This is a genomic window from Actinocorallia lasiicapitis (assembly GCF_054778695.1).
Window position 1 is genome coordinate 1 of sequence record NZ_BAAGZI010000037.1, and the last position, 22215, is coordinate 22215.

A 22215-nucleotide genomic window follows, 5' to 3' on the forward strand; every position below is an offset into this window, starting at 1 on the left:
GCGCCCCCCTGAGCCTGCGGCTGGTGACGAGCTCGGGCGCCGTCCTGCCGGGCGGCACCGCGCGACGGCTGCGCGCGGCGATCCCCGGACTCGGCGTGGTGTCGATGTTCGGGCTGACCGAGTGCAAACGGGTGACGATCGGCGCGCCGGACGCCGATCTCGACCGTCCCGGATCGCTGGGCCTTCCGCTGCGCGACACCGAACTCCGCATCGTCGACGAGCACGGTGCGGCTCTCCCCGCCGGGCAGGTCGGCGAGCTCGTCGTGCGGGGACGGCACGTCATGTCGGGGTACTGGCGGGCGCCGGAGCTCACCGCGCGGCGGTTCCGGCGCGACGAGTTCGGACGTCCGCTGCTGTTCACCGGCGACCAGTGCCACCTCGACGACGAAGGCCACCTCTACTTCGACGGACGCCGCGACGACCTGTTCAAGCAGAACGGCTTCCGGGTCAGCGCGACCGAGGTCGAGGCCGCCGCGCTGGAGATCCCCGGCGTCCGGCAGGCCGCGCTGCTGCCGCCCGCCGACGGGGGAGGGTCGGCGCTGCTGGTGAGCGCCGACCGCACCGCGGGGGAGGTGCTCACGGAGCTGGCCGAACGGCTGGAGGACTTCAAGGTGCCCGCCCGCTGCCTGGTCCTGGCGGAGCTGCCGCTCGGCGCCAACGGGAAGATCGACCGCCGGGCGCTGGCCGCGCTGGGCGTGGCCGGCTGATGGAGCTCGCCGCGCTCGGCGCCGCCCACGGCACCCCCTTCTGCCTCTACGACCGCGCGGATCTGCGGCTGGCCGTCGCGGGCCTGCGCGCCGCGCTCCCCGAACCGAGCCGGCTGTACTTCTCGGTCAAGGCCAACCCGCATCCCGACGTGGCCTCGGTCCTGGCCGGGCTCGGCTGCCATGCCGAGATCGCCTCCAGCGGCGAGGTCGGGGCGGCGCTGGACGCCGGGTTTCCCGCAGGCCACGTCCTGATGACGGGCCCCGGCAAGAGCCCCCGCGATCTGGACACCGCGCTGCGCCACGGGATCCGCAGATTCTCGGTGGACTCGCCCACCGATCTGGCCAGGGTCGGGGCGCACGCGGCGGCGGCCGGGGTCGAGGCCGACTGCCTGCTGCGGGTCAACGCCGACGAGGCCGTGCCGGGCATGGGCCTGTCCATGACGGGCACCGCTTCGGTGTTCGGCGCGGACGCCTCGTGGATCCTGGCCCGTCCCGAACTCTTCCGGCTCAGCGGGGCCGCACGCGTCACCGGGCTGCACCTGTACATGGGCACCAATATCGAGGACGTCGAGGTGCTGTTCCGGCAGTTCGCGACGAGCGTCCGGCTGGCCGCCGAAATCGCGGCGGCACTCGGCACACGCCCGTCGGAGATCGATCTGGGCGGCGGATTCGGAATGCCCTATGCCCGTTCCGGTGACCGGCCGGATTTCCGGGCGTTGCGGCCCCGGCTGGAACAGGTTCTGGACGTGTCCTTTCCCGGATGGCGGGACGGACTGCCGTTGATCTCCTTCGAATCGGGGCGCCACTTGGCAGGGGGATGCGGTCGTCTCGTCTGCGGAGTTCTGGATGTGAAGAAATCCAAGGGGCGCACGTTCGTCGTCCTGGATTCCGGGATCAACCATCTCGGCGGAATGTCGGGGCTGCGAAGAATTCCGCGGATCGTGCCCGATCTGCTGACCATTGACGCCCGAAAGGCCACCGTTCCCGACTGCACCGTCGCAGGGCCGCTGTGCACCCCGCTGGACACCTGGAGCCAGGGCGTCCCCCTGCCCGAGCTGCATCCGGGTGATCTCGTGGTCGTCCCGAACGTCGGGGCGTACGGGCTCACCGCGGGGCTCCTGGCTTTTCTCGGTCATCCGGCCGCCTGCGAGATCGTCGTGGACGGTCCGGAACTCCTGTCCATATCCCGTCCAACAATTGCTCGGAGATTTATTACCCAACCCCATCCGGGTTAGTAATAATTAACGGCCCCGTAACGCCTGCCATGCGACAATTAATGAAATTCACTTCATCAAGGCGCGGGGTGGCGCTGCCTCATGGACATGCCGATCTCTGGGTACCGGGCTTCCGACCGGCTCGTCTCGACGCTACGTGAGTGCTTTTCCGGAGGACTGTTCCTCCTGGAGAAAGAGTCGAAGTCCAGCATCTACACCGTCGGACAGAAAGACTCTTATCTCTACCTGATCGATAGGGGAACCGTTAAGGTGAGCTCCTATTCAGAGAACGGCAAGTCCTGCATTCTTAGCGTCTACACCGCGAACGATATATTCGGCGAATCATGTGTTTTCCAGCCGGTTCGGCGGGAGACGACCACGGCCATGACCGATGTCAGGCTGCTGAAGATCCCCCGGCTGCGGTTCATGGAGGTCGTCGCGGCTCGCGGCCTGGTGGACGACTGGTCGCGCTACCAGGCCCGGCGGATGCAGGCGCTCCAGGAGACGATCACCCTTCTGGTCACCGTCGACAGCGTGCAGCGGCTCGCGGCCATCCTCATCATGCTCGCCGACCAGCTCGGCATCGACCGGGGCGACCGGACCATCATCACCAGCCGGTTCACCCACGAGGACCTCGCCCAGATCGTCGGCACGACCCGCTCCCGGGTCGGACTGTTCCTCAAGCAGTTCCAGGAGACCGGCATGATCCACGTCTCCCGCGACTCCTACCTCGTGGTGAAGCAGAGCCATCTCCGCGCGTTCCTGTCCGACCGGGCCCGCCAGACCGCCTGAACCCGACCCCCTGGAGCCCTCGTGGATCCCGCCTTCCTGTCCATCGTGCGCCGCCACCTGAGATTCCTCCCCGCCGACCAGGACCTCGCCGCGGACTCGCCGCTGCGCGAGTACGGCCTCGACTCGATGGCCGCGGTCGCGCTGATCGTCGAGCTGGAGGACGAGTTCAGCGCGGTCATCCCCGACAGCCGCCTCGTGGACGCCTTCACCACGCCGGGACGGCTCTGGGACGCGCTCAGACCGTCCTGACCAGGTCGTCGATGAGCTCCGCGACCTCCTGCGCCCGGTCGAACATGGCGTAGTGGGTCGCGAACTCCAGCTCCACCAGCCGGGCCCGGGGGAGTGCCCCGACCGCCGCGCGAATCCCCTCCAGGGTGACGATCTCGTCCAGGGTCCCGGCGATGACGAGCAGCGGAACCGTCACCCCGGCCGCGTCCGCCCGGACGTCACGGCTCCAGAACTCGCGCAGCTGCGCCGTGTACGCCAGCAGCGCCCCCTCATCGGCGAACGGCCGGCTCCGCGCGTCGTCCAGCTCGGGGTGGGCCGCCGCGACCAGCACCCGGGCAGCGCCCTGCTCATCGGACGGCCGCGCCTCGGCGAACAGTCCCGCGCTCAGCACCCGCGCCATCCGCCCCGCATACCGAGGCCGATCCCCCAGCAGCCTCGCGACGTCGTCGAGCCGCCGCTCGTAGTCGCTGTCGAGCTCCACCGCGCGGCCGGGATGCCGAAAAGCCGGGTTCAGCAGGGTGACCGACCGAACCCGTCCAGGATGCCGCGACCGATAAGCCAGAACCGTCTTCGCCCCGGTGCACCACCCGACCAGATGCACCGGCCCGCCCCCATGCGCCACCACGAAGTCGTCCAGACCCACAAGATGATCCTCAAAGGTCGCGACCCCACCGTCCGGCCCGTCCGCGGCGGGCGAGTACAGCAGAGCCGGACGCCCCTCCCCGAGCCGAGCCAGCAACCGCGTCCAATACTCACCCCCCTGCCCAAGCGCATTGACCACCACCAAGGGCTCCGCCCCCACCCGTCCTTCATCACGCGACGATCCCTGTGAGCCGGGCCCGAGCAGAGTCCGAAGCCACCTGTCATCACGGACCAATCCCGACGAGCCGGACCCTGGCCGGGCTAGGAGCCGCCCGTCGTCGTCCGACGAGCCTGGGCTAGTCCGGAGTTGTTCGGCATCGTCGGACGAGCCGGAGCTTGGCCCAGTTCGAGAGCGTCCGGTACCACCCGGCGAGCCTGTGCCTGGCCGGACTCGAAGCCGCCCGTCGCCTGGAGAGCCGGGGCTTGGCACGGTTCGCAGGTGTGCGTCGTCGTCTGACGGGACGGGGGTTGGCACGGTTCGGAGGTGGGTGGCGGTGCCTGACGGGGTGGGGGAGGGGTGGGTGAGGGTGGCGGCGAAGGTGCCGAGGCGGGCGGCTAGCAGGTGGTCGATCGTGGTCAGGTCGGCGGGGTCTTCGGTGAGGAGGACTTTGCAGCCGAGGGTGGTGCCGAGGAGGGCGAGGAGCTCTGGGAGCGGGAGGGTGCGCGGGATGGGCGGGTGTCCGGCGGCGATCGCGGCGGCCGCTTCCTTGGCGGGGGTGACGTCGACCAGGGCTGAGGGTGAGCCGAGGACGCGGAGGGGGCGGGCCGTGAGGTGGGAGGGGTCGCGGTCGTGGACGTAGGAGCGGGTCCAGTGGAGTGCGGCGGCCAGGAGGGCGGCTCCGGCGGGCGTCCCGGCGGCCGGTAGGACGGGGCCGGTCGTGATCGTCCGGAGGGCGACGCCGCCGCGTACGGCGCTCTGGGTCAGGACGTCGAGGAGCTGGTCGTATCCGGGGTCGGCGCCGTGTGCGGGTCCGGCGAAGGTGAAGGGGGAGCCCCAGGTGTGGCAGCGGTCGAGCAGGGGGACGGCGGCCTCCCAGTCGGCGCGCAGCGCCCGCTCGGGCACGGCGACCAGGGGGCCGAGGGCGGCGAAGACGACCTCGTCGGGGGCCTCGGACGTCCCGGGGCCGAGCACGCGGGCCCCCCGGGCGCGGTACTCCGAGGCCAGCGCGTCGGCCAGCGCAAGACCGGGCCCGGCGACCAGGACGGCCGTCACACGACCACCTCGGGCAGGCGGGCCAGCGACCGTTCGATCTCCGCGTCGGAGGGGACGACGTCGGTGAGCCGGCCGGCTTTGAACTCGTCGTAGGCGGCCAGGTCGTACATGCCGTGGCCGCTCAGGCAGAACAGGATGGTCCGCGCCCGGCCCTCCTCGCGGCAGGCGATCGCCTCACGGACCGCGCCGTGCACGGCGTGCGCGGCCTCGGGCGCCGGCAGGATCCCCTCGAGCCGGGCGAAGGTCACGGCGCTGCCGAACACCTCGGCCTGGGTGTAGGCGACGGCCTCGATGAGGTCCGCCGCCCGCAGCGCACTGATGATCTTCGCGGTGGCGTGGTAGCGCAGCCCTCCGGCGTGGATCGGCGGGGTCTTGAACTCCGAGCCGAGCGTGAACATCTTCTGCAGCGGGGTGCGGCGGGAGGAGTCGGTGAAGTCGTAGGCGTAGCGGCCCCTGGTGAGCTTCGGGCAGGCGGCGGGCTCGACGGCGACGGCACGGACGGTGTGGCCGTCCCGGTGGGCCGCCCCGAGGAACGGGAAGGCGATCCCGCCGAAGTTGCTGCCCGCGCCGAGCGAGGCGAGGACCACGTCGGGACGCTCGCCGAGCTGCGCGAGCTGATCGGCCGCCTCCTGCCCGATGACGGTCTGGTGCAGCAGCGAGTAGCCTTCGCCGCTGCCGGTCGCGAACCGGGTGCCGTCGGCCACGCGGGCCTCCTCGAGCGCCGCGGCCAGCGCCGCCGCGAGATTGCCCTCGACCGGTTCGACCCGGCAGCCGAGCAGCTCCATGATCACGCGCCGGTAGGGCTTGGCGTCATGGCTCGCCCGGGTCATGAACGCGACCGTCCCGAGCCCGAACATGCCGCCCGCGACGGCCAGAGCGGTGCCCCACTGCCCCGCGCCCGTCCCGGTGGCCAGCCGCTCAGCCCCCGCCTTGGCGTAGTAGAACGCCTGCGGGACGGCCGTGTTGAGCTTGTGGCTCCCCGACAGGTTGCCGCCCTCGTACTTGTAGTAGATCCGCGCGGGAGTGTCGAGCGCCTGCTCCAGCGCGCGGGCCCGCACCAGCGGGGTGGGCCGCCAGGCGAGATAGCGGTCCATGACCTCGCCGGGAACCGAGATCTCCCGCGCGCCCGACAGCTCCTGGCGGATCAGCGCGGCCGGAAGCTGCGGGCGCAGACCGCCGCTCGCGTACGGCGACGGCAGGTCGTCGGGCAGGTCAAGGGCCAGGTCGGCGCGCAGGTTGTACCAGCGGTCGGGGACCTTCACCGGCCCTCCTGCTCCAGCGCGCGGGTCACGACGCCGATGACGTCGCCGATGGTCCCGCAGCGGTGCACGGTGTCGAACACGTCGTCGGCGAGCTCGACCTCCACCTCGTCCTCGACCGCGATCACGGCGCGGACGAAGGAGAACGACGAGAACCCCAGCCGTCCGGAGATCAGCGGTTCCGCCGGGGTGAGCGCCGGATGGCCGTCGGCGAGTTTGAGTTCCTGTCCGAACCGGCGCAGCACCACCTCCGCGGCGCGGTCGAACGCGGTCTGCTGGATGCCGGTCATGGCGACCTCCGGTGCGGCGGGCTAGAGAAGCGCGACATCGCGATCCAGCGCGGTGAGCCAGCCGTTGGCCACCAGCAGCCGGTCGTTGGCGTAGTTCAGGGCTGCGGCGCGCAGATCGCGGAAGACCCGCTCCAGCGGGAACGCCGGGTCGCGCAGATAGCCGGCGCGCAGTCCCGCGAGGGTCATGAGCTGGTCGACCGCCGCGAAGAGCTGCTCCGACGCGACGACCTTGAGCCCGTTGACGTGGAGCTGGAACGCCGCGTCCTCGGGGTCGCCGCCGGTGGCGTCCAGCCGCTCCACCTCCGCGACGACCCGCGCCAGATAGGCCGAGACGGTGTCGAGCAGCAGCCGGATCCTGGCCAGCCGGATACCGAACACGTCCTCGCCGAACGCGAACGCCTTGCGCTGCCGGGGCGAGCGGAGCATCGCAACGAACTGGCGGAAAAGGGACTGGGCGGCGCCGAGCCAGCAGGCGGCCCAGCCGAGGTGGCCGGTCGTCACAAACGGATGCAGCGCGATCCGGCGGAAGCCTCCCGGCTCCCCGACGACCTGGTCGGCCGGGACCGTCGCGCGGATCAGGGCGGCCCTGCTGTCGGTGGCCCGCATCCCCAGGGGGTCCCAGGAGCCGGTGACGGTGACCTCGGCCTGGTCCCGTCCGACATAGACCAGGCTGACCGACGACTCCGGCTCCCGCGGCCCCGACCGCATCGTCATCAGGAACCCGTCGGCGGCCGACACCCCGGTGACGACGGGCGCGTCCCGCTCGATCAGCAGGCCGTCCGGGCCTGGCACGACCGGCTGGCGGGCGCTCAGCAAGTGGCCGCCCTTGCCGCGTTCGGAGGTGACCGAGGCCAGATAGACCCGTCCGGCGGCGATCTCGGGGAGCAGCCGGGCGCGCAGCGTCGGCGTTCCGGCGCTGACGAGGGCCGTGACCTGCTGCTGGTGCATCGCCCAGATCATCCCGGTGGACGCGCACGCCCCGGACAGCACCGCCACCACCTGCGTGAACGTCCGGAGATCGGCGCCGAGCCCGCCGTACTCGACGGGAACCAGCAGACCCATGAGACCGCTGTCGCGCAGCGTGGCCAGACCGCGTTCGGGGAAGAGCGCCTCGGCGTCCACCGCCGCGGCCTCCTCCAGCAGGATCTTGGCGGCGCCCTGGGCCAGGTCGATCGCCGTGACGTCCGGCATCCGCGTCCTCCCACGTTCTCGACCCGCGAGCTCGGGCCTGGTCACCCTAGGCAGACGCCGCGCCCGCCGGATGCTCACTCGTGAGCATCCGGCGCGGAACCGGACGACCTAGTTTCGATCTCGGCAGCGGCCTGACCGAGGGGGGAACCGCGGATGAGCGAGTCGCCGACGCGCAGAACCGAACTGACCCTGATGATCGTCAGCCTGATCGATTCGGTGGGGTCGGGGCTCTATCTGGCGGGCGGAATCCTCTACTTCACCCGGTTCGCCGGACTATCGACCGGGGAGGTCGGCGCGGGACTGTCGCTGGCCGGCCTGGTCGGCTTCGTCTCGCTCGCCAGGGTCGGCTGGATCGCCGACCGGATCGGGCCCCGCCGCACCCTCACCGTCATGAACCTGACGCGGGCGGCGGGCTTCTGCGCCTACGCCTTCACCGGGAGTTTCTGGCAGTTCCTGCTGATCTCGGCGCTGCTGTCGGTCGGCGACCAGACCTGCCATCCGCTCTACCAGGCGATCGTCGAACGGGTCGTCGGCGCCGAGCAGCGGGTGGCGCTGATGGCGAAGCTGCGGGTCATGTACAACGTCGGCTACACCGCGGGCGCGGGCCTCGCGACGATCGCCCTCGCCATCGGAACCAAGGGCGCCTTCCTAGCGATCTTCCTGGGCAACGCCGTGACGTTCGTCCTGGCCTCCGTGATCCTCACCCGGGCCCCGGGCATGGCCGCCGCCGACCCGGCGGGCGCCCCCGCCAAACTGGGCAAAGTCCGTCTGACGGCCCTGCGCGACACCGCCTACCTGCGGGTCGCCGCCCTCAACGGGGTGCTGGGCCTCCACATGTCGCTGCTGTTCGTCGCGACCCCGCTGTGGGCGATCGAGCACACCGACGCCCCCCGCTCGATCTCGGGCCCGCTCCTCATCGTCAACACCGTCCTGGCGGTCCTCCTCCAGGTCCGCGCCACCCGCGACACCGAGTCCACCGCCGGCGGACTCCGCGCCCTCCGCCGCGCGGGCCTCGCCCTGGCCCTGGCCTGCGTCCTCTACCTGCTCGCGGCCTTCCCAGGACCGGCCCTCGCCGTCGCGCTCCTGGTGGGCGCGGTCACCTTCCTGACCTTGGGCGAGCTCCTCCAGTCGGCCGGCGGCTGGTCCCTGTCCTACTCCCTGGCCCCACCCCAGGCCCGCGCCGAATACCTGTCGACCTTCACCCTGGGCCTCAGCGCCCAGCACGTCCTGGGCCCCGCCATCGTCACCCTCCTGGTCATCACCCACGGCACCCCCGGCTGGCTCGCCCTCGCCACCCTCTTCACCCTCACCTCCACGGCCCTCCCCTTGGCCGTCACCGCCGCCACGAGCAACGCAGAAGGGCCGGTCCCCTCAATCGAGGGAACCGGCCCTTGAGCTGGTGTTTCTTCCGGTGGGCGTACCAGGACTTGAACCTGGGGCCTCATCCTTATCAGGGATGCGCTCTAACCGACTGAGCTATACGCCCGGGCGTTGCACCCGGGGAGAATCCCCGGCAACGAGATGAAAGGTTACTGCATCTCGTAGAGCAACGCGAACTGGGTTACTCGGCCTCCTTGAGGGTGACCTCGACACCGCCCACGAAGTCGGCGGCCAGGTTGTAGATGACCGAACCGACCGTGGTCAGCGCCGTGATCAGCAGGACGTTCACCGCGCCGATCAGCGCCGTGTAGCCGAGGATCCGGCCGGCGCTGAACCAGGTGGCGGCGTCCGTGCCCGACGTCCCGGACGAGTTGGACGACGACTGCGTGGTCTGGTTGATCGCCTCGGTGATCGAGTCGAAGACACCGAGCCCGCTCAGGATCATGTACAGGACCGTGACGGCCACGAACAGCACCACGAAGCAGACCAGCGACATGACGAAGGAGAACTTCATCACCGACCACGGCTCGAACCGCGACACCTGCAGGTGCGCCTTACGCGCCGTCTTCCCGTCCCCCGGGTCCGAGGAGCTGATCGCGCGGCCCAGCCGGGCGCCGAGGGACGACCCCGCGGCGCTGGCCACCGGCTTGTCCACAGGCGCCGTGACGACCGGGGCCGGCTCGACGGCCGACGCGCCCGAACCGTCGAGCACCTCGGGCGGGCTGAAGGACGCGCCGGGAGCGCGGTCGGCGAAGACCGAATCCGAGGGCTCGGCGGCGGCCGTCCACGGCGGGTCGATCACCGTCGCCTCCGCCGGAGACTCCTTCCCGGGCTCCGCATCGGAACCTTCGGTCACCTCGGTCACGGACTCCGCCTGCGCGGGGACCGCCTCGTCGGCCGTGGTGTCCTCGACGGCGGGCTTGGCGCCGTTCGCCTTGTTCTCCTGGCTAGAGGTCGTACTCACGAGCTCTCACTTCCCTCTTCCCCCGGCTCGATGTCCACAGAGCCCTCGAGGTCCTGGTCGGTCTCGATGGACTCTACGTTCCTCGCGATGGCGACCACGACATCGGATCCGCCTTCCGCGAGGTTGACGAGCCGAACCCCCATGGTCTGACGGCCGGACTGTTTGATCTCACCGGCACTGGTCCGAATGACGCCACCGCTCGACGTCATAGCGAACACCTCGTCCTCGGGACGTACCATGAGCGCGCCCACCAGCCTGCCGCGGTTTTGCACGATCTTAGCGGTGAGCACTCCCTTGCCCCCACGTCCTTGAACCGGGTATTGGTCGGCCGGGGTGCGCTTCGCGTAGCCGCCTTCGGTCGCCACGAGCACCTCCTCGTCCTCGCCCGGGTGGATGACGTGGAGGTCGAGGATCGCGCCGTCCTCCTCGAACCGCATCCCGATCACGCCGCGGGTGTCGCGGCCCATCGGGCGGAGCTGGTCGTCGTCGGCGTGGAAGCGGATCGCCTGCGCGGACGTCGAGACCATCAGCAGGTCGTCCTCGGGGGAGGCGAGCCGGGCCGCGATCACCTCGTCGTCGTCCTTGAGGTCGATCGCGATGAGGCCGGCGGCGCGCGGCGAGTCGTACGCCGACAGCGCCGTCTTCTTGATCATTCCGCCCTTGGTGCCGATCACGAGGTAGGGGGCCACCTCGTAGTCGCGCAGGTCCATCACCTGGGCGATGGTCTCGTCGGGCTGGAACGCCAGAAGGTTCGCGACGTGCTGGCCGCGCGCGTCCCGACCGGAATCGGGCAGCTCGTAGGCCTTCGCCCGGTACACCCGGCCCTTGTTGGTGAAGAACAGCACCCAGTGGTGGGTCGTCGTCACGAAGAAGTGCTCGACGATGTCGTCCTGCTTGAGCTGCGCGCCCCGCACGCCCTTGCCGCCGCGCCGCTGCGCACGGTACAGGTCGGTCTTGGTGCGCTTCGCGTAGCCCGCGCGGGTGATCGTGATGACGATGTCCTCTTCGGCGATCAGGTCCTCGATGGACATGTCGCCGTCGAACGGGATGATCTCGGTGCGGCGCTCGTCGCCGAACTTCTCGACGATCGTCGCCAGCTCGTCGTCGATGATCGAACGCTGCCGCTCCGGCGAGGACAGGATGTCGTTGTAGTCGGCGATCTCCGCCATCAGCGACTCGTACTCGTCGATGATCGACTGCCGCTCCAGGGCGGCCAGCTTCCGGAGCTGCATGTCGAGGATGGCCTGCGACTGGAGCTGGTCGATCTCCAGCAGGTTCATCAGGCCCTGCTGGGCGTCCGCCGCCGACGGGCTCCGCCGGATCAGCGCGATGACCTCTTCGATCCGGTCCAGCGCCTTCAGCAGACCGCGCAGGATGTGGGCCCGCGCCTCGGCCTTCCGCAGCAGGAACTGGGTCCGCCGGACGATCACCTCGATCTGGTGGATCACCCAGTTGCGGATGAACTGGTCGAGCCGCAGCGTCCGCGGCACCCCGTCGACCAGCGCCAGCATGTTCGCGCCGAACGTCTCCTGGAGCTGCGTGTGCTTGTACAGGTTGTTGAGGACGACCTTCGCGACCGCGTCGCGCTTCAGCACGATCACCAGCCGCTGGCCGGTGCGGCCCGAGGTCTCGTCCTTGACGTCCGCGATCCCGGTCAGCTTGCCCTCACGGACCAGCTCCGCGATCTTCAACGCCAGGTTGTCCGGGTTGACCTGGTACGGCAGCGCGCTGACGACCAGGCACGTCCGGTTCTGGATCTCCTCGACCTCGACGATCGCCCGCATCGTGATCGAGCCGCGGCCCGTCCGGTAGGCGTCCTCGATGCCCCGCTTGCCGACGATCAGCGCGCCCGTCGGGAAGTCGGGGCCCTTCACCCGCTCGATCAGGGCCTCGAGCAGTTCCTCGTCCGACGCCCCGTAGTTGTCCAGGTACCACTTGACGCCGTCGGCGACCTCGCGCAGGTTGTGCGGCGGGATGTTCGTCGCCATCCCGACCGCGATGCCCGCCGAACCGTTGATCAGCAGGTTCGGGAACCGCGCCGGCATGACGTCCGGTTCCTGCTGCTTGCCGTCGTAGTTCGGCGAGAAATCGACGGTCTCCTTGTCGATGTCGCGCAGCAGCTCCATCGCCAGGGGCGCCATCCGGCACTCGGTGTACCGCATCGCGGCGGCCGGGTCGTTGCCGGGCGAACCGAAGTTCCCCTGCCCGTCGACCATCGGGTACCGCAGCGACCACGGCTGGGCGAGCCGGACGAGCGCGTCGTAGATGGAGGAGTCACCGTGCGGGTGGTAGGAACCCATGACGTCGCCGACGACGCGCGCGCACTTGAAGTAGCCCCGGTCGGGCCGGTAGCCGCCGTCGTACATCGCGTACAGCACACGCCTGTGGACGGGCTTCAACCCGTCCCTGACGTCCGGAAGCGCGCGGCCCACGATGACCGACATCGCGTAGTCGAGATACGACTTCTGCATCTCCACCTGGATGTCGACCGGCTCGATGCGGTCGTGCTGCGGCCCCTCGGTCACTTCAGTCACTTAATCCCCATTTACTGCGTCAGCGGTCAAGAAGTTGTGAAGGGACATCAGATGTCCAGGAAGCGGACGTCCTTGGCGTTCCGCTGGATGAAACCGCGCCGCGCCTCGACGTCCTCGCCCATCAGGACCGAGAACAGGTCGTCGGCCTGCGCCGCGTCGTCCAGGGTGATCTGGAGCAGGACGCGCCGGGCCGGGTCCATCGTGGTCGACCACAGCTCGTCGGCGTTCATCTCGCCGAGACCCTTGAAGCGCTGGACGCCCTCGCGGGTGCGCGGGTCGCGCTTGCCGTTGGCGACTCCGGCGGCGATCGCGGCGTCGCGCTCCTTGTCGGAGTAGACGTACTCGTAGTCGGTGCCCGTGGTGTTCCACTTGATCTTGTAGAGCGGCGGCTGGGCCAGGAAGACGTGCCCGGCCTCGACCAGCGGCTTCATGAAGCGGAACAGCAGGGTCAGCAGCAGCGTGCGGATGTGCTGGCCGTCGACGTCGGCGTCCGCCATCAAGATGATCTTGTGATACCGCAGCTTGGTGATGTCGAACTCGTCATGAATGCCCGCGCCCAGCGCGGTGATCATGGCCTGGACCTCGTTGTTCTTGAGGACCTTGTCGATCCGGGCCTTCTCCACGTTCAGGATCTTGCCGCGGATCGGCAGGATGGCCTGGAACTTGGGATCGCGGCCGCCCTTGGCCGAACCGCCGGCCGAGTCGCCCTCCACGATGTAGATCTCGGACTCGCGCGGATCCGTCGACTGGCAGTCCGACAGCTTGCCCGGCAGGGAAGTGGTCTCCAGCAGCGACTTGCGACGGGTCAGATCGCGGGCCTGACGTGCGGCGATCCGCGCGCGGGCCGCCTGCGACGCCTTGTCGATGATCGCCTTGGCCTCGCCCGGGTTCTGGTCGAACCAGTCCTTGAGCACGTCGTTGCAGGTCTTCTGGACGAACGACTTGGCCTCGGTGTTGCCGAGCTTGGTCTTGGTCTGCCCTTCGAACTGCGGGTCCGACAGCTTGATCGAGATGATCGCGGTCAGGCCTTCGCGGACGTCCTCACCGGTGAGGTTGTCGTCCTTCTCCTTGAGCAGCTTCTGGTCGCGCGCGTACTTGTTGACGATGCCCGTCAGCGCGGCGCGGAAGCCCTCTTCGTGGGTGCCGCCCTCGGCGGTGTTGATGGTGTTGGCGAAGCTGTAGATCGAATCGGTGTAGGACCCGTTCCACTGCATCGCGATCTCGACGGCGATGCCGTCGCCCTCGGCGCCGAAGTCGATGACCGAGTTGTGGACGGGCTCCTTCTTGCCGTTGAGGTGCCGGACGAAGTCGGCGATGCCGCCCTCGTACATGTAGGTCACCTTGAACGGCTCGCCGTCTTCGGCCTCGTGGCCCTCGCGCTCGTCGATCAGCGTGATGCTGAGACCGCGGTTGAGGAAGGCCATCTCCTGGAGGCGGCGGCTCAGGGTCTCGCGGCTGTACTCGGTGGTCTCGAAGATGTCCGGGTCGGCCCAGAAGGTCACCGTCGTTCCGGTGTCCTCGGCGGGCTCGTCCTGGGAGAGCGGGCCCTGCGGCGCGCCGATCTTGTAGGACTGCCGCCAGTGGCTGCCGTCGGTCCTGACCTCGACGTCCAGCCGGGTCGACAGCGCGTTGACGACGGCCGCGCCGACACCGTGCAGACCGCCGGAGACCGCGTAGGACTGGCTGTCGAACTTGCCGCCCGCGTGCAGGGTCGTCAGCACGAGCTGGACGGCGGGGACCTTTTCCACAGGGTGCATCCCGACGGGGATACCGCGTCCCCAGTCGCGCACCTGCACCGCGCCGTCCTTGCGGAGGGTCACCACGATGCGGTCGTTGTGCCCGGCCAGCGCCTCGTCCACGGCGTTGTCCACGATCTCGTAAACGAGGTGGTGGAGCCCTCGTTCACCCGTGGAGCCGATGTACATGCCGGGGCGCTTGCGTACCGCTTCCAGGCCTTCGAGAACGGTGATGGAACTAGCGTCATACGACAAAGGGAAGCCTCCTGCCGGGGACACCCACCGTTTGCGTATGCCCCGTAACACACTTAAGGGCGTGCCGTGGTCGGCACGCCAGCACGGTGCAGTGTCCTGTACCCACAGTCAGTCTACCGGGTCAGGAGCTGAAAAGTGGCACTGACGGGCCCTCAAGTCGTCTGAGACGCGCTGAGGGCTCTCAGCAGATGTCCCCCTACTGCACCCGGGGGGTACTGGTGCGTACGTGCGGCTTGACAGAGGCACCAGGCATGTCCAAAACGTCTCAGCGGACGCGCCACTGTCCAGGACGTCTGGGCGCCTGCGGGCCGACCACTTTGACCCTGCGCACGGTGTTGTCGCCGAGCTCCTCGTTGAGCCGTTTGACGAGCTGGCCGGCGAGCAGCCGCACCTGCTGGGCCCAGGCGGGGGAGTCGCAGTTGACGACGAGCTCGCCGTCCTCGAACGCGCCGGGCTGGGTGTGGGCGGCCATGTTCGGCCCGACGATCCCCGCCCAGTTGCCGAAGACCCCGCCGACGGCCGCCTTCTCCTCCCAGCCGCGCTCGGCCAGGAGCTTCTTGATGTTGGCACCGAAGAGCTGCGGATCGGTGCGGCCACGACGCGGATCCCGGACGCTCCGCACCGTGTTCTTGCGGCGCTGACCGGGCACGGACTGGCGTTTGGCGGCGTCGGCGCGCGCCTGGGCCAGGGCCTCGCGCGCCAGTTCGACACCGGTCTTCTTCGGCTGCTCTTCCTCAGACAAGGGCCACCTCCCCGGACGTGACGTTATAGGTGGCCCCCGACAGTTCGCTGGGGACGTCCTCGGGGACGGCCGCGGTGATCAGCACCTGTTCGGCGGGGGAGACCATCTCGGCGAGCCGGCGGCGGCGGGAGGAGTCGAGTTCGGCGAACACGTCGTCGAGGATGAGGACGGGGTCGTCGCCGTCGGCGCGGAGCAGTTCGTAGGCGGCGAGCCGGAGCGCGAGCGCGAACGACCAGGACTCGCCGTGGCTGGCGTAGCCGCGGGCGGGGAAGTCGCCGAGTTTCAACAGGAGTTCGTCGCGGTGCGGGCCGACGACGCTGGTGCCGCGGGCGAGTTCCTGGCGGCGGGCCTCCTCCATGCCCGTCAACAGGAACGCCACGAGCTGTGCACGGTCTGTGGACAACTCTCCTTCGCGCGAGCACTTGTACTCGAGCGCCGCGCCGCCGGACGGCGCGAGCTCCGCGTACGCCTTGGCGACGAGGGGGGCGAGCTCGTCCACCAGCGCGATCCGGGCGGCGAGCAGTTCCGCGCCGACCTGGGCGAGGTGGGTGTCGAAGACCTCGAGCGTCGTCAACAGGTCTGTGGACGGGGCGCGGCGCTGCTGCGCGGCGGTTTTCAACAGGGCGTTGCGCTGCTTCAGCACCCGGTCGTAGTCGGAGCGAACCCCGGCGAACCGGGGCGTCCTGGTGGTGAGCAGCTCGTCCAGGAAGCGGCGGCGCTCACCGGGGTCGCCTTTGACCAGCGCCAGATCCTCGGGCGCGAACAGGACGGTGCGCAGCATCCCCAGGATGTCCCGGGGCCTGGGGACGGAGCCCCGGTTCAGCCGGGCGCGGTTGGCGCGGCCCGGGTTGATCTCCAGCTCGATGTACGCCTCGCGGACGTCGCGGACGACCTTGGCCCGGACGATCGCCCGCGCCGCGCCCTGCCTGATCAGCGGCGCGTCGGTGGCGACCCTGTGCGAGCCGTGCGTGGCGATGTAGCCGACCGCCTCGACGAGGTTGGTCTTGCCCTGGCCGTTCAGGCCCACGAACGCGCTGACGCCCGGCTCCATGGGCACCTCTGCGGTGGCGTAGGAGCGGAAGTCGGCGAGGCTCAAATGGGCGACGTGCACGAGAGACGAGATTACGGCAGTCGCCCTGTGGAAAAGGGCGCCCGGCGAGCGGACGCCCTGTTTTCCACAGGCTGCTACTTCTTCTCCACAGCGTGGCCGCCGAACTGGTTGCGGAGCGCGGCGATCACCTTCATGGCGGGGGAGTCGTCCTGCCGGGAGGCGAACCGCGCGTACAGCGAGGCCGTGATCGCGGGCAGCGGGACGGCGTGGTCCACAGCCGCCTGGATGGTCCAGCGGCCTTCTCCACTGTCCTGTGCGTAACCGCGGATGTCGGCGAGGTCCGGGTCCTCGGCGAGCGCGATGTTCAGCAGGTCAAGCAGCCAGGACCGGATGACCGTGCCCTCCTGCCAGCTCAGGAAGGTCTCCGGCACGTTGGTGACGATGCCCGACGCCTTGATCAGCTCGTAGCCCTCGGCGAAGGACTGCATCATGCCGTACTCGATGCCGTTGTGAACCATCTTCACGAAGTGGCCCGCGCCGACCGCGCCGCTGTGGACGAAGCCGAACGGGCCCGCCGGCTTGAGGGTGTCGAAGATCGGCTGGCCCATCGCGACGTGCTCGTCGGTGCCGCCGACCATCAACGCGTAGCCGTTCTCCAGGCCCCAGACGCCGCCGGAGACGCCGCAGTCGACGAAGCCGATGCCCTTCTCCGCCAGTTCGACGGCGTGCCGCTGGTCGTCCACATAGTGGGAGTTGCCGCCGTCGATCACCAGATCGCCGGGGGACAGCAGCTCGCCGAGCTCCTCGATCGTCGCCTGGGTGGGAGCGCCGGCCGGGACCATCACCCACACCACGCGCGGCGCGGGGAGCTTGGCGACGAGCTCTTCCAGGGAATTCACATCGCTGATGGCCGGGTCGCGGTCGTAGCCCACGACCGTGTGGCCGCCGCGGCGCAGCCGCTCGGCCATGTTCCCGCCCATCTTGCCCAGTCCGATGAGGCCGAGTTCCATGCCGCTCCTTGGTAGGGAGAATCCCCGGCCAGGCCGGGGGATGAGATGTCCGTTCCTTGTGGGATCGCGCCGTCAAAGCTACTCCTCCACAGGAGGCTCCTACCCAGGAAACACCATGAACATGATCACTCGGCGTTATCCACAAATTGATCAACAGGTGGTCCACAGGCTTCCCGTCCCTGTGGACGAACCGGTCGTCCACAGGGCGGGAAAACCTGTGTCACAGGCTGGGGATAACCTCTCAGGAGCTGAGGCGCACCGGCATGATCAGATACCGGTAGTTCGGGCTCCCGCCGTCCTCGAGCGGCTTGCCCGTGAGCACCGCCGGCTTGGTCGGGGTGGTGAAGGAGAGCCTGGCGGTGTCTGAGCCGATCTGTGCGAGCCCGTCGAGGACGTAGCCGGGGTTGAACGCGATGTCGATGTCGTCGCCCTCCAGCGTGGCCTCCAGGGCCTCCACAGCCTGTGCCTCGTCGCCCGTGCCGGCCTCCAGGACGACTTCGCCCTGCCGGAACGACAGCCGGACCGGGGTGTTGCGCTCCGCGACCAGCGCGACGCGCTTCAGGGCCTCGACGAACGCCGCGGTCTGGACCTCGGCGTAGCCCGCGTACTCGGCGGGGAACAGGCTCCGGTACTTCACGAAGTCGCCGTCGAGCAGCCGCGAGGTGGTGCGGCGGCCGCCGCCCTCGAAGCCGATCATGCCTTCGCCGAGGCCGCCCTCACCGGTGGCCAGGGAGACCTTGACCTCGGCGCCGGACGTCAGCGACTTGGCCGTGTCGGCGAGGGTCTTCGCCGGGACCAGGGCGGTGCCGGTGGCGTCCAGCGACTCCGGGCTCCACTTGAGCTCCCGGACGGCGAGCCGGTAGCGGTCGGTCGAGGCCAGGGTCACGGTGTCGCCGTCGATCTCCACACGCACGCCCGTGAGCATGGGGATCGTGTCGTCGCGGCCCGCGGCGATCGCGACCTGGGCGACGGCGGAGGCGAACTCGTCGCTGACGACCGAGCCCGCGACCGGCGGCATCGGCGGCAGGGACGGGTAGTCCTCCACAGGCATGGTGAGCAGTGTGAACTTCGCCGAGCCGCACTGCAGCATGACCTTCGCGCCGTCGGTGGTGACCTCGACGGGCTTCAGCGGCAGCGCGCGGCAGATCTCGGCGAGCAGCCGGCCGCTCACGAGCGCCGTACCGGGCTCCTGGCAGTCGATGTCGGCCGACACCTGCGCGGAGACCTCGTAGTCGAACGCCGACAGCTTCAGGCGCTCCTCGGTGGCTTCCAGGTGCATTCCGGCGAGCACCGGGACGGGTGGGCGCTGCGGGAGCGTCCTTGCCGTCCAGGCCACTGCGTCGGCCAGAGCGTCACGTTCGATGCGGAACTTCACGGACCCCGCCTCCTGTCGTTGAGGGTTTTGAAGGTGGGCTCATCGGGAAGGTTGATCCCCAGGGCCCTAGTTGGTTCTGAATCATTTTCTTTAGTTAGACATAGAGCAGTCATCGTCTTAGGGACTGTGGAAACCGTGGAAAACCTGTTTCCCCGCAGCTCAGGGGCGGATTTTTCTCCACCGGTCCTGTGGGCGGCGGGCTGTGGGCAACCGGGCGTCCTGTGGACGACCGATTCTTGTCCCCACACCGTCCCCACCTCATCCCCTGCTTGTCCACCGGTTCTCCCCAGGTTTTCCACCGGTCGGCCCCTGCGCCGTGTCGAATGGTGACATAGGGGACCGACAGTCTTGGTAAGTCGATCATTGCGTCCTGTGGGCAACGCGCTTCGTCCCCAGCCCATTCACAGGTTGCCCACAGGTTCTCCCCAGGTTGTCCACCGACTCGTCCACCGGTCGTTTTTCCCCGGTGTTTCCGTGTCCACAGGACGTCCACAAGTCATCCACTGGTTATCCTCAGGTTATCCACCGGTTGTCCCCAGACTTGTCCCCAATGATCCACAGACTTTTCCCCAGGCTGTGTGGAAAAGAGCGCGGTGAATTCGGGCAAATCGTGACTAGTGCGACAGGATTAACGGCCGCCGCGCGACTGCTGCTTGATCCGGCTGGTCAGTTCCGTCACCTGGTTGTAGATGGAGCGGCGCTCGGCCATCAGCGAGCGGATCTTCCTGTCGGCGTGCATGACGGTCGTGTGGTCGCGGCCGCCGAACTGCTGGCCGATCTTCGGCAGCGACATGTCGGTGAGCTCACGGCACAGGTACATCGCGATCTGCCGGGCCGTCACCAGGACGCGCGAACGCGAGGCGCCGCACAGGTCGTCGATCTCGATCCCGAAGTAGGTCGCCGTCTGCGCCATGATGACGGCCGCGGTGATCTCGGAGCCGCCCGTGTCGGGGATCAGGTCCTTGAGGACGATCTCGGCGAGACGCAGGTCCACCGACTGCCGGTTGAGGCTCGCGAACGCGGTGACCCGGATCAGCGCCCCCTCCAGCTCCCGGATGTTGGTGGAGATCTTCGTGGCGATGAACTCCAGGACGTCCGGCGGCGCGGCCAGACCCTCCTGGACGGCCTTCTTCCGCAGGATCGCGATCCTGGTCTCCAGCTCGGGCGGCTGGACGTCGGTGATCAGACCCCACTCGAACCGGTTGCGGAGCCTGTCCTCCAGGGTGATGAGCTGCTTGGGCGCCCGGTCCGAGGAGATGACGATCTGCTTGTTGGCGTTGTGGAGCGTGTTGAAGGTGTGGAAGAACTCCTCCTGCGTCTGCTCCTTGCCCTCCAGGAACTGGATGTCGTCCACGAGCAGGATGTCGACGTCGCGGTAGCGGCGGCGGAAGCCCTCGGCCTTGCCGTCGCGGATCGCGTTGATGAAGTCGTTGGTGAACTCCTCCGAGCTCACGTACCGCACCCGGGCGCCGTCGAAGAGGCTGCGCGAGTAGTGGCCGATCGCGTGCAGCAGGTGGGTCTTGCCGAGACCGGACTCGCCGTAGATGAACAGCGGGTTGTACGCCTTCGCCGGCGACTCGGCCACCGCGACGGCCGCCGCCTGGGCGAACCGGTTGCTCGCGCCCGTGACGAAGGTCTCGAACGTGTACTTGGGGTTGAGCCGGGCCGCTTCGATCGTGGTCTTGGCGCCCGCCGGGGTACCGCCCTGCCAGGGAGCGGGGGAGGAGCCCTGCTCCTGCTTCGGCTCGACCGGCGGCGGAGCGTAGGAGGCGAACTTCTGCTCGGTCTGCGGCGGGCCCGCGAAGGTGTGCCCGGTGATGTGGTGCGTGGCGGCGGGGGCCTGCTCCTGCGCACCGCGCCGGCCGTGCTGGGGAGACTCCTGTGCATAACCCGGCTCGGCGGGCTCGGGGAACGACTGCTGCTGCGGCACGTACTGCTGCGGGGCCTGCTCGAACTGCTGCTGGGGGGCCTGCGGCTGGCCCTGGTCGTAGGGCTGCTCGAACGGGGCGGGCTCGTACTGCTGCGGCTGCTGCTGGTCGAACGGCGAGGGCTGCCCATAGGTGGGGCGCTGCGGCTCGGGGTAGTGCGGCTGCGGCGGAAGCTGCTGGGGGGGCGGCTGGACGTACTGCTGCTGCGGGGCCGCCGGACGGGACATGTCCGGCTGGACCGTCAGGACGACCCGGATCTGGTGGCCGAGCTCCTGGGACAGCGTCTGTTCGATGAGAGATGTGACACGCTGCTCGAGCGTCTTCTTCGCGAAGTCGTTCGGGACGGCCAGCAGCGCCATCCCGTCGAAGATCCCGATCGGCCTGGTCACTCCGAGCCAGGCGCGCTGGTGCGCCGGCACTTCCGGGAGGGCGTCGACGGACCGGTTCCAGAGCGACTCGAGGTCGTGCCCGTCCATGCTTGCGCCTCCCCGTAGCGATGCATCAGTGGTGCCCCCCGATTCCGGGCCCACACCCTGCTCAGGGGGACGTTCTCGAAACGGGAGCCCCTACTCTCTCATGTTTCATCCACAGGTTTGTACACAGGCTGTGTATAACTCGTCCGGTGGCCGGATCGGGTATGGATCAAGGCTGGTCAGCCCGTTCCGTTTGACCGGGGGTGGGAGAAGAACGTAACGTTCTACGGTCGAGTCGCATCGATGGTGGTGACGCGTGCCCGTCTGTTTTCTAAGAGGGCGGGCCCCCGCTGCGAGGGACCAAACGTGCCCGCGATGCGACCACCTACCAGAGCAGCAACGAACGCAGCAGGAGCAGCCGTGAGCAAGCGTACTTTCCAGCCGAACAACCGTCGTCGTCACAAGAAGCACGGCTTCCGGCTGCGGATGCGGACCCGTGCCGGCCAGGCGATCCTCGCCGCGCGCCGTCGCAAGGGCCGCGCTTCCATCGCGGTCTGACGACCCACCATGCTGCCCTCCGGTCATCGGATGCGGCGGCGCCACGAGTTCACGCTGGCCGTCCGGCGCGGTAATCGCGCAGGGCGGCCGCATCTCGTTGCGCACCTATATCTTCCCGACCCGTCCACCGCGGACGGGGCGGACGGTGAACCGGCGGGGAACCCCCTCGTCGGTTTCATCGTTTCGAAGGCCGTGGGCAACTCCGTCGTCCGCAACCGGGTGCAGCGGCGGCTCCGGCACCTCGCCCGCGACCACGTGCCCCGGCTTCCGGCGGGTAGCCTGCTGGTTGTGCGGGCCAACCCGAAAGCGGCGGGAGCGCCCGCGGAGGAACTGGCCAAGGACTTCGACTCGGCCCTCGGCCGGTTGCTGAAGCAGACGGCCAAGGGGCAGTGATGCGAACCCCGAGCAGATGGAACATCGAGTGAGTGAGCAGCGAAGGACCGGTCCGGTCGCCTGGCTGTTCATCGGCGTCGTCAAGGGCTACCGCAAGGTCATTAGCCCGCTGCTGCCGCCGACCTGCCGGTTCGAACCTTCCTGCAGCGCCTACGGGCTCGAGGCCCTCCAGACCCATGGAGCCCTGCGCGGCGGCTGGCTGACCATCGCCCGGATCGCCCGTTGTCACCCGTTCCATCCCGGCGGGTACGATCCCGTGCCTGCGCGCCGTACCAACGGATCTTCCGCCGGACGTACGACCATTGAGCCTTCAGACACAGATATCGCTAGGAGCTGACCG

The 22215-nt window shown here is 69.1% G+C and carries 20 protein-coding genes and 1 tRNA gene; 8 read left to right on the plus strand and 13 right to left on the minus strand.

Annotated elements, in window-relative coordinates:
* From ACYVE7_RS07125 to ACYVE7_RS07140, 4 genes are all read left to right on the plus strand, one after another.
* The coding region (locus tag ACYVE7_RS07125; protein ID WP_460363757.1) for a class I adenylate-forming enzyme family protein at window positions 1-707 on the plus strand (707 nt) is incomplete at its 5' end.
* On the plus strand, window positions 707-1942 hold the full coding sequence (locus ACYVE7_RS07130; protein ID WP_460363758.1) for a type III PLP-dependent enzyme domain-containing protein: 1236 nt from the start codon (window positions 707-709) through the stop codon (window positions 1940-1942). The genes ACYVE7_RS07125 and ACYVE7_RS07130, both read left to right, overlap by 1 nt.
* A gap of 87 nt (window positions 1943-2029) precedes the next feature.
* The gene (locus ACYVE7_RS07135; RefSeq protein ID WP_460363760.1) at window positions 2030-2713 is read left to right on the plus strand and encodes a Crp/Fnr family transcriptional regulator; all 684 of its coding nucleotides are present in this window, start codon (window positions 2030-2032) and stop codon (window positions 2711-2713) included.
* 21 nt (window positions 2714-2734) lie between these two features.
* Window positions 2735-2962: an acyl carrier protein gene (locus ACYVE7_RS07140; protein WP_460363761.1), complete on the plus strand. Its 228-nt coding sequence runs from the start codon at window positions 2735-2737 to the stop codon at window positions 2960-2962.
* On the opposite strand, the gene ACYVE7_RS07145 is transcribed toward ACYVE7_RS07140, so the two are convergent.
* Genes ACYVE7_RS07145 through ACYVE7_RS07160 form a run of 4 tightly spaced genes read right to left on the minus strand, consistent with a single transcriptional unit; the run spans window position 2949 to window position 7536 of the window.
* On the minus strand, window positions 2949-4796 hold the full coding sequence (locus ACYVE7_RS07145) for an alpha/beta fold hydrolase (protein WP_460363762.1): 1848 nt from the start codon (window positions 4794-4796) through the stop codon (window positions 2949-2951). The genes ACYVE7_RS07140 and ACYVE7_RS07145 overlap by 14 nt on opposite strands.
* Complete coding sequence (locus tag ACYVE7_RS07150) at window positions 4793-6058, minus strand: TrpB-like pyridoxal phosphate-dependent enzyme (RefSeq protein ID WP_460363763.1); 1266 nt, start codon at window positions 6056-6058, stop codon at window positions 4793-4795. Before ACYVE7_RS07150 ends, ACYVE7_RS07145 begins: the two co-directional genes overlap by 4 nt.
* Window positions 6055-6345: a hypothetical protein gene (locus tag ACYVE7_RS07155; RefSeq protein WP_460363764.1), complete on the minus strand. Its 291-nt coding sequence runs from the start codon at window positions 6343-6345 to the stop codon at window positions 6055-6057. Before ACYVE7_RS07155 ends, ACYVE7_RS07150 begins: the two co-directional genes overlap by 4 nt.
* 21 nt (window positions 6346-6366) lie before the next feature.
* Window positions 6367-7536 (minus strand): acyl-CoA dehydrogenase family protein, encoded by a 1170-nt coding sequence (locus tag ACYVE7_RS07160; RefSeq protein WP_460363765.1) that lies wholly within the window; start codon window positions 7534-7536, stop codon window positions 6367-6369.
* A 153-nt stretch (window positions 7537-7689) separates the two neighbouring features.
* On the opposite strand from ACYVE7_RS07160, the gene ACYVE7_RS07165 reads away from it, so the two are divergent.
* Window positions 7690-8931: an MFS transporter gene (locus ACYVE7_RS07165; protein ID WP_460363766.1), complete on the plus strand. Its 1242-nt coding sequence runs from the start codon at window positions 7690-7692 to the stop codon at window positions 8929-8931.
* 17 nt (window positions 8932-8948) lie between these two features.
* Here ACYVE7_RS07165 and ACYVE7_RS07170 read toward each other — a convergent pair.
* From ACYVE7_RS07170 to dnaA, 9 genes are all read right to left on the minus strand, one after another.
* Window positions 8949-9022 (minus strand) — tRNA-Ile (locus ACYVE7_RS07170).
* Window positions 9023-9097: 75 nt separating this feature from the next.
* Window positions 9098-9880 carry a DUF3566 domain-containing protein gene (locus tag ACYVE7_RS07175; RefSeq protein WP_460363767.1) on the minus strand — a complete coding sequence of 261 codons (783 nt, stop codon included), beginning with the start codon at window positions 9878-9880 and terminating at the stop codon, window positions 9098-9100.
* Complete coding sequence (gene gyrA / locus ACYVE7_RS07180) at window positions 9877-12414, minus strand: DNA gyrase subunit A (RefSeq protein ID WP_460363768.1); 2538 nt, start codon at window positions 12412-12414, stop codon at window positions 9877-9879. Before gyrA ends, ACYVE7_RS07175 begins: the two co-directional genes overlap by 4 nt.
* A gap of 47 nt (window positions 12415-12461) precedes the next feature.
* Complete coding sequence (gene gyrB / locus ACYVE7_RS07185) at window positions 12462-14405, minus strand: DNA topoisomerase (ATP-hydrolyzing) subunit B (protein WP_460363769.1); 1944 nt, start codon at window positions 14403-14405, stop codon at window positions 12462-12464.
* A 265-nt stretch (window positions 14406-14670) separates the two neighbouring features.
* Window positions 14671-15147 (minus strand): DciA family protein, encoded by a 477-nt coding sequence (locus ACYVE7_RS07190; protein WP_460363770.1) that lies wholly within the window; start codon window positions 15145-15147, stop codon window positions 14671-14673.
* The gene (gene recF / locus ACYVE7_RS07195) at window positions 15140-16258 is read right to left on the minus strand and encodes a DNA replication/repair protein RecF (RefSeq protein WP_460363771.1); all 1119 of its coding nucleotides are present in this window, start codon (window positions 16256-16258) and stop codon (window positions 15140-15142) included. Before recF ends, ACYVE7_RS07190 begins: the two co-directional genes overlap by 8 nt.
* 74 nt (window positions 16259-16332) lie before the next feature.
* Entirely contained in the window at window positions 16333-17208 is an 876-nt protein-coding gene (gene gnd, locus ACYVE7_RS07200) for a phosphogluconate dehydrogenase (NAD(+)-dependent, decarboxylating) (protein WP_460363772.1), read from the minus strand.
* 241 nt (window positions 17209-17449) lie between these two features.
* A complete protein-coding gene (dnaN, locus tag ACYVE7_RS07205) occupies window positions 17450-18583 on the minus strand; it encodes a DNA polymerase III subunit beta (protein WP_460363773.1) in 1134 nt (377 codons plus the stop codon).
* 628 nt (window positions 18584-19211) lie between these two features.
* Window positions 19212-20987, minus strand: a complete 1776-nt coding sequence (gene dnaA, locus ACYVE7_RS07210) for a chromosomal replication initiator protein DnaA (RefSeq protein WP_460363774.1) — start codon at window positions 20985-20987, stop codon at window positions 19212-19214.
* 357 nt (window positions 20988-21344) lie between these two features.
* Here dnaA and rpmH point away from each other — a divergent pair, with 357 nt between their 5' ends.
* From rpmH to yidD, 3 genes are read left to right on the plus strand one after another with little or no spacing between them, the layout of a single operon-like run.
* Window positions 21345-21482: a 50S ribosomal protein L34 gene (rpmH, locus tag ACYVE7_RS07215; protein ID WP_344828919.1), complete on the plus strand. Its 138-nt coding sequence runs from the start codon at window positions 21345-21347 to the stop codon at window positions 21480-21482.
* Window positions 21483-21491: 9 nt separating this feature from the next.
* Window positions 21492-21875 (plus strand): ribonuclease P protein component, encoded by a 384-nt coding sequence (rnpA, locus tag ACYVE7_RS07220; RefSeq protein WP_460363775.1) that lies wholly within the window; start codon window positions 21492-21494, stop codon window positions 21873-21875.
* Between the two features lie 16 nt (window positions 21876-21891).
* The gene (gene yidD / locus ACYVE7_RS07225) at window positions 21892-22212 is read left to right on the plus strand and encodes a membrane protein insertion efficiency factor YidD (RefSeq protein WP_460363776.1); all 321 of its coding nucleotides are present in this window, start codon (window positions 21892-21894) and stop codon (window positions 22210-22212) included.
* The last annotated feature ends 3 nt before the right edge of the window (window positions 22213-22215 follow it).

What these genes read in the sequence shown, in the direction of transcription:
- gnd (WP_460363772.1), bottom strand. Translation starts at nt 17,208, where the DNA reads ATGGAACTCGGCCTCATCGGACTGGGCAAGATGGGCGGGAACATGGCC.
- rnpA (WP_460363775.1), top strand. Translation starts at nt 21,492, where the DNA reads ATGCTGCCCTCCGGTCATCGGATGCGGCGGCGCCACGAGTTCACGCTG.
- ACYVE7_RS07165 (WP_460363766.1), top strand. Translation starts at nt 7,690, where the DNA reads ATGAGCGAGTCGCCGACGCGCAGAACCGAACTGACCCTGATGATCGTC.
- ACYVE7_RS07155 (WP_460363764.1), bottom strand. Translation starts at nt 6,345, where the DNA reads ATGACCGGCATCCAGCAGACCGCGTTCGACCGCGCCGCGGAGGTGGTG.
- yidD (WP_460363776.1), top strand. Translation starts at nt 21,892, where the DNA reads ATGGAACATCGAGTGAGTGAGCAGCGAAGGACCGGTCCGGTCGCCTGG.
- ACYVE7_RS07160 (WP_460363765.1), bottom strand. Translation starts at nt 7,536, where the DNA reads ATGCCGGACGTCACGGCGATCGACCTGGCCCAGGGCGCCGCCAAGATC.
- dnaA (WP_460363774.1), bottom strand. Translation starts at nt 20,987, where the DNA reads ATGGACGGGCACGACCTCGAGTCGCTCTGGAACCGGTCCGTCGACGCC.
- ACYVE7_RS07135 (WP_460363760.1), top strand. Translation starts at nt 2,030, where the DNA reads ATGCCGATCTCTGGGTACCGGGCTTCCGACCGGCTCGTCTCGACGCTA.
- ACYVE7_RS07130 (WP_460363758.1), top strand. Translation starts at nt 707, where the DNA reads ATGGAGCTCGCCGCGCTCGGCGCCGCCCACGGCACCCCCTTCTGCCTC.